Here is a 5,130-nt window from a genome sequence, read left to right as displayed (position 1 = left end):
ATGGAGATCGACATCGTGATACAGCAGCGACGGGCCAGCTTCTTCATGGAGATGTTGGTAGGCAGGCGACTAGACTGAAGTGAGTGGACCTGACGAAGAGGTGACAGCATGCGACTCCAGGGGGCTTGCCACTGTGGTGCGGTGCGTTTCAGCGTCGACTCGCCGCATCCCTATCCCTACCAGCGCTGCTACTGCTCGATCTGTCGCAAGACGGCCGGTGGTGGCGGCTACGCCATCAACTTGAGCGGGCGGGCCGAGACGCTCGAGGTCGAAGGCGCCGAGCACAAGGGCGTCTACCATGCCGTGATCGACGGCGAGCCGAGCCCTGGTGAGCGCCACTTCTGCCGCCACTGCGCCTCGGCGCTGTGGGTCTACGACCCACGCTGGCCGGCGCTGGTACACCCCTTCGCTTCGGCCATCGACAGCGAACTACCTACCCCACCCGAGCGGGTTCACCTGCTGCTGGAAGGCAAGCCAAACTGGGTAGAGGTCGAGGCGCGAGAGCATGACCAGTGTTTCGCCGGTTATCCTGAAGAGAGCATCGCCGAGTGGCACCGACGGTTGGGCCTGGAAGAGGGTGAGTCATGACAATGTCCCCTGTTTGATGGGTTGGCGAAACACGAGGGTATAGGTCGTGTCGGGTAAGGGGTGACGTCCAACCGAACACGGGAACAGATGGCCAGCAAGTAGGCGTGGGCGTTGAGATTGTCGATATGGAGGGAGGTATGCATAAGCTAATATCACCGTCCGGCATCAAGCTTTCCTATGACAAGGGCGGCAAGGGTCCGCCCTTGGTGCTTGTCCATGGGAGCTTCAGCGACCATAGGTCGAACTGGGAGTTGGTAAGGCCGTCCTTCGAGGAGAACTTCACTGTCTACGCTATTGCTCGCCGTGGCAGGGGGGAAACGGATGCCACTAAAGCTCATGAAGTGACGGATGAAGCGGAGGACGTTGCTGTATTGGTCGACTCAGTCGGTGAGCCGGTCTTCCTGCTGGGGCATTCCTACGGGGCGCAGGTTGCACTTGCTGCGGCCGCTTTGCTCCCCCATCGGATTCGTAAGCTGGTTCTCTATGAACCGCCCTGGCCGCAGATTCTCCGCCAGGAGCAGATGGAACGGTTCGAGAAGCTGGCACAGGCTGCAGACTGGGAAGGTTTTACGACAGCTTTCTTTCGTGACACGCTCGCAGTGCAGGCCGAGGAGATCGAGACGTTACACGCGACCGAACCATGGAACGAGATCGTTGCTGACGCTGAGGCTTCGTTCGGCGATATCCGCGCGCTGGGGAATTACCATTTCGAGCCTGAAAGCTTTCGCAGCCTTGCGATGCCAGTGATGCTGCAGATTGGCACGGAAAGCCCTCGAGAACTGTACGTAACCGATGCACTGGCAGCCGCTCTTCCAGACGTTTGTGTCGAAGCGCTTCCAGGGCAGGCGCATGAGGCCATGACCACTTCGCCTGAGCTGTATGTCAATTCGGTGTCACGCTTCTTGTTGTGATTGGGATAGGCATGCATGAATGCAGTTTTTTCTGCCTTATATGCCTAGCTGAGGTGCCGGTTTGCTAGCGAGAAGCTGGATCCTCCGGATAACGATGTATGAACAAAGGTTAATTTACCATGAATTTGAATTACTGGTTGATTTGAAGTATTGTTCCGAATTTATCCGGCAGCGACTATAAATGACCGTATTTTTTAAAGATAAGCCCGAGCCCGAGGTGACTTGTTCAACTTGTCAGGCTTGTTGCTGTCGGTTGGAAGTCATGATCATTACAGATACGGGTGTTCCCGAAAGGCATATTGCTTACGATGAGTGGGGCGGAGAAACCATGCGCCGCCTGGAGGATGGTTGGTGCTCGGCTCTGGATCGCCAGACCTTCATGTGTACCATTTACGAAAATCGACCCTGGATCTGTCGGGAGTTCGAAATGGGCTCGTATGAGTGTCTTGTCGAAAGAAAGGAACTGGACGAGAACCTTCAAACTCCTGAATGAGCACATTGCTACCGGCCTCAAGCAGGCCGGTAGTCATTGAGTTTTTCGATCGCTGAAGCCCTATTGGCCAAGTGCTTCCAGCAATACTTTTGCGACAGGCTCGGAAGAGGGCGGATTCTGACCGGTGATCAACAGGCCGTCTCGGCGAGTATACGGGGTGAACACATCCGCCTTGGAGTAGTGAGCGCCGCCTTCCTTGAGGGCATTCTCAACGAGCCGAGGTACGACCCCGGTGAGGCCCACGGCCTCTTCCTCTTCATTGGTGAAGCCGGTGACTTCGCGGCCTCGAATGATCGGCTCGCCTTCGGTATCGCGGGCATGGATGAGCACGATAGGGGCGTGGCAAACGGCAGCCACTGGTTTCTGCTGGGCCCAGAAAGCCTCGATCAGGCGGATGGAGTCCGCATTGTCAACCAGGTCCCACAGGGGGCCGTGGCCGCCCGGGTAGAAGATCGCGTCGAAATCGTCGGCGTTTACCTCGCTCAGCCTGTGCGTGTCGGCCAGCGCTTGCTGCGCCTGTTGGTCTTGCTTGAATCGGCGTGTGGCGTCGGTCTGGCTCTCCTCGGCGTCGCTCTTGGGGTCCAGTGGCGGCTTTCCGCCCTTGGGGGAGGCCAGTGTCACCTCGGCGCCGGCGTCCAGGCAGGCGTAGTAGGGCGCCGCCAGCTCCTCCAGCCAGAAGCCGGTGGGTTCGCCGGTATCGCCGAGGCGATCGTGGGATGTCAGTACCATCAATATGCGTTTACTCATATCGCTCTCCTTTCTTGCTGCCGGTGGCAGCGGGGGCCATGGTGGTTCAAGGGCTATACAGGAGCGTAGCGTGTCTGTGGAGCAGGGCCTAATGAGTGGCGGAATCCCGACGCAATCGGCAACCGGTATTAATCTTGGGAGTCGGTATGAAAGTCCATCTCTCTCCTGTCCATGAGCGTGACCTTTCTCTTGTCGAGACGTGGCTACGCACCGCACATGTGAGCGCAAGGTGGGGCGACCCCGAGGAGAACCTTGCGCTGCTGCGCCGGCCGCTGCAACCTGGACATTGGCGAGCTATCATCGAGGCCGACGGCCGAAAGGTGGGGCTGGTGCTTTGGCAGCATCCCACCCGCACGGAACTCGACGTGGCGGGGCTCAACGACATCCCGACCAGCGTGATCGATATCGACATCATGATCGGTGAGCGCAATGCCTTGGGCAGGGGTGTCGGGCCGAGAGCCATTCGACTGGTGGCCGAGCAAGCCTTCGCCGACCCGTTGGTGCCTTTCCTCATCGGCTGCGCTGTGTGGGATAACCTGGCCTCGCAGCGTGCGTTCGCCAAGGCGGGATTTCAGCGTGACAGGGATTTCGATGACATACCCCATGGCATCCATGTGTTGATGGTGCGACAACGCCAGGAAGAGAAAACCAAATGAGCCAGCCGGAATCCCGCTTCTGGGAACTTTTCTTTGAAGTCTTCGACAGCCTGCCCCGCCAAGGGCCAGGCAATCGAGACTGTGCGAGCAAGGCTCTGGCCATGTGCCGCAAGCTTCCGGCGGCTCCGAGGGTGCTCGACCTGGGTTGTGGCGCCGGTGGTCAGACCTTGCATCTCGCTGAGCTCATTCCGAGGGCCTCCATCATCGCCGTGGATAGACATGCCCCGAGCATCGAACGGTTGCAGGGGACTCTCGCTGAGCGTGGGCTTGCCAATCGTGTCATCGCAATGGTCGGCGACATGGCTGAACCGGAGTGTTTGCCAAACGGGTTCGACCTCATCTGGTCGGAAGGCGCCCTGTACAGTATCGGGCTGCGCAAGGCGCTGTCCGTGTGTCATGGCCTGCTCAGGCCGGGTGGATACCTCGCCTTTACCGATGCGGTGTGGCGAAGGGAGAGCCCACCCGCTCAGGTCAAGGCGGGTTTCGAACTCGACTACCCAGGCATGGGATGGCTGGATGACGACCTGGTTGCGCTTCATGAGGGCGGCTTTGAACTGGTCGGCCACTTTACGCTACCCGACGAAGCGTGGTGGGTGGACTTCTATACGCCCATGGAGGCACGAATCGAGGCGTTGCGGCCCCGGTACGAGAATGATGCCGACGCTTTGGCTATTCTCGATCGCCTTGCCGAGGAGCCCGAGATACACCGCCGCTACTCTGACTACTATGCCTACGAATTCTTCGTTTCACGCCGCTCGGTCAACTAATTGCTGGGCTCTTGCTTAATATAACTCGGCGCAAGGGTCAGCTGGGGAGCTCGCAATAGAAACGGGTTATGAGTCGTGCAGCGGAGGCAATCCATGTCTGTAAGTCTTCACCACCTTGCTCCAGATGATATTTCGTTTCTTGAGGGCATGCTGGTCATGTTCGGCGAAGCTTTTCACGAGGTGAATGCCTATACCGGCAATACCCCCAAGTGAGGGATATCTGCGAGGGCTGCTGTCCGGCGATACCTTTATTGCTTGAATTCAGGAAACCAAGCAGAGCCCTGCCGGATGCTATCTGCGCCGCAGGTTTCCGATAGGCGTCTTCCGCAGCACCCTCAACAACCCATTCCGACACGCCTTCAGCATCGGATAGAGCCTTGCCGTGCGCCCCTGGCTGGCAAACAGCCGATACATCAGACGATTGAATATGCCGCTGCGGGTGCCGAGCAGGGTGAGGCGGTGCAGGGCCTCGCTGCCGTGGTACCAGCGCTCGCCGATCTGCAGGGCGAAGCCCTGGTCCAGGTCGATGCCGAGCTGGGTTAGCTCGCGTCGGGCGTCGCTATCCTCCCGGGCATCGATGAGTTCGAGTTCACCGACTTCCTGGCGAATGCGCTGCCGACGCACGTAGTGGCGGCACATCGGGCATTCGCCGTCATACACCAGGCGCAGGCGAGGCCGAGAGCTGTGGCCTATCCCCGCGTCATTGGCGCTAGTGTCGGCTGTCACTTGAGTCCGCTTCATTCGTTTCCTTTTCGTCGCCTGCTTCCAGCGTCTTGAGGCTCGCCACCTCCAGGCGAAAGGGGCCATCTCGGCGATCGGCGATCATCAGGCCGACCTGGCGGATCTGGTCCGTTGCCAAGGGCGGGGCATCCTTGAGCAGGCGGCCGCGGAATATCGCCTCGAAGGTGTGCAGGGCAGGGCGATTCGCTGCCACTCGCCGGCCGACGGCTGGAATGGCGCTCTATAGG

At 59.3% G+C, this 5,130-nt stretch carries 8 protein-coding genes; 5 read left to right on the top strand and 3 right to left on the bottom strand.

Annotation, left to right across the window (positions count from 1 at the left end):
* Positions 1 to 108 precede the first annotated feature (108 nt).
* The 3 genes from Q427_RS04275 to Q427_RS04265 all read left to right on the top strand — a co-directional run bounded on the left by Q427_RS04275 (position 109) and on the right by Q427_RS04265 (position 1,992).
* The gene (locus Q427_RS04275) at positions 109 to 588 is read left to right on the top strand and encodes a GFA family protein (RefSeq protein ID WP_043511318.1); all 480 of its coding nucleotides are present in this window, start codon (positions 109 to 111) and stop codon (positions 586 to 588) included.
* Between the two features lie 137 nt (positions 589 to 725).
* On the top strand, positions 726 to 1,499 hold the full coding sequence (locus tag Q427_RS04270; protein WP_043511315.1) for an alpha/beta fold hydrolase: 774 nt from the start codon (positions 726 to 728) through the stop codon (positions 1,497 to 1,499).
* A gap of 181 nt (positions 1,500 to 1,680) precedes the next feature.
* Entirely contained in the window at positions 1,681 to 1,992 is a 312-nt protein-coding gene (locus Q427_RS04265; RefSeq protein ID WP_081785811.1) for a YkgJ family cysteine cluster protein, read from the top strand.
* Between the two features lie 60 nt (positions 1,993 to 2,052).
* Here Q427_RS04265 and Q427_RS04260 read toward each other — a convergent pair whose 3' ends face one another.
* Entirely contained in the window at positions 2,053 to 2,739 is a 687-nt protein-coding gene (locus tag Q427_RS04260; protein ID WP_043511312.1) for a type 1 glutamine amidotransferase domain-containing protein, read from the bottom strand.
* A gap of 146 nt (positions 2,740 to 2,885) precedes the next feature.
* On the opposite strand from Q427_RS04260, the gene Q427_RS29730 reads away from it, so the two are divergent.
* Together Q427_RS29730 and Q427_RS04250 are read left to right on the top strand one after the other, a co-directional pair.
* A complete protein-coding gene (locus Q427_RS29730) occupies positions 2,886 to 3,395 on the top strand; it encodes a GNAT family N-acetyltransferase (RefSeq protein ID WP_081785810.1) in 510 nt (169 codons plus the stop codon).
* The gene (locus Q427_RS04250) at positions 3,392 to 4,162 is read left to right on the top strand and encodes an SAM-dependent methyltransferase (protein WP_043511310.1); all 771 of its coding nucleotides are present in this window, start codon (positions 3,392 to 3,394) and stop codon (positions 4,160 to 4,162) included. Before Q427_RS29730 ends, Q427_RS04250 begins: the two co-directional genes overlap by 4 nt.
* 291 nt (positions 4,163 to 4,453) lie before the next feature.
* On the opposite strand, the gene Q427_RS04245 is transcribed toward Q427_RS04250, so the two are convergent.
* Both Q427_RS04245 and Q427_RS04240 read right to left on the bottom strand, forming a co-directional pair.
* Entirely contained in the window at positions 4,454 to 4,888 is a 435-nt protein-coding gene (locus Q427_RS04245; protein ID WP_231613401.1) for a DCC1-like thiol-disulfide oxidoreductase family protein, read from the bottom strand.
* Positions 4,872 to 5,096 carry a CIA30 family protein gene (locus tag Q427_RS04240; protein WP_043511309.1) on the bottom strand — a complete coding sequence of 75 codons (225 nt, stop codon included), beginning with the start codon at positions 5,094 to 5,096 and terminating at the stop codon, positions 4,872 to 4,874. The genes Q427_RS04245 and Q427_RS04240 overlap by 17 nt, the downstream gene beginning before the upstream one ends.
* Positions 5,097 to 5,130 lie beyond the last annotated feature (34 nt).

The organism is Halomonas sp. BC04 (assembly GCF_000568385.1).
The sequence above is the reverse complement of the archived record's forward strand: the minus strand, read 5'-3'. Positions and strand labels throughout refer to the sequence as shown.